Origin of the sequence: Prevotella sp. HMSC073D09 (genome assembly GCF_001814145.1) — a bacterium.
In the GTDB taxonomy this organism is placed as follows: Bacteria; Bacteroidota; Bacteroidia; order Bacteroidales; family Bacteroidaceae; genus Prevotella; species Prevotella conceptionensis.
In genome coordinates this window covers 1-256 of sequence record NZ_KV815105.1, presented here as the reverse complement: position 1 = coordinate 256, position 256 = coordinate 1, and the positions used below count along the sequence as shown (strand labels likewise).

The following is a 256-nucleotide window of genomic DNA, read 5'->3' as shown; positions in this document are numbered from 1 at the left end:
CGCCCGCAGATGGATTGGAGACGCTTGATGAACCACTTTGCCCTGCGTTATATGTGCCTATTGCGTAAGTATGGCGAAGCTCCTCAACCCGATGCCACGACCTGTTTCATCATAGACGACACCGTGCTTGAGAAGAGCGGCGTGAGGATGGATGGCATCAGTCGTGTTTTCGATCATGTGAAAGGCAGGTGCGTATTGGGCTACAAGCTGTTACTTTGTGCCTTCTTTGACGGCAAGACAACCATACCCTTTGATT

Annotated in this window: 1 pseudogene; it reads left to right on the top strand. The window is 50.8% G+C overall.

Annotated features, from left to right (window positions below):
• Window positions 1-256 (top strand): annotated as a pseudogene (locus HMPREF2955_RS08890) (IS4 family transposase); the annotation flags it as partial.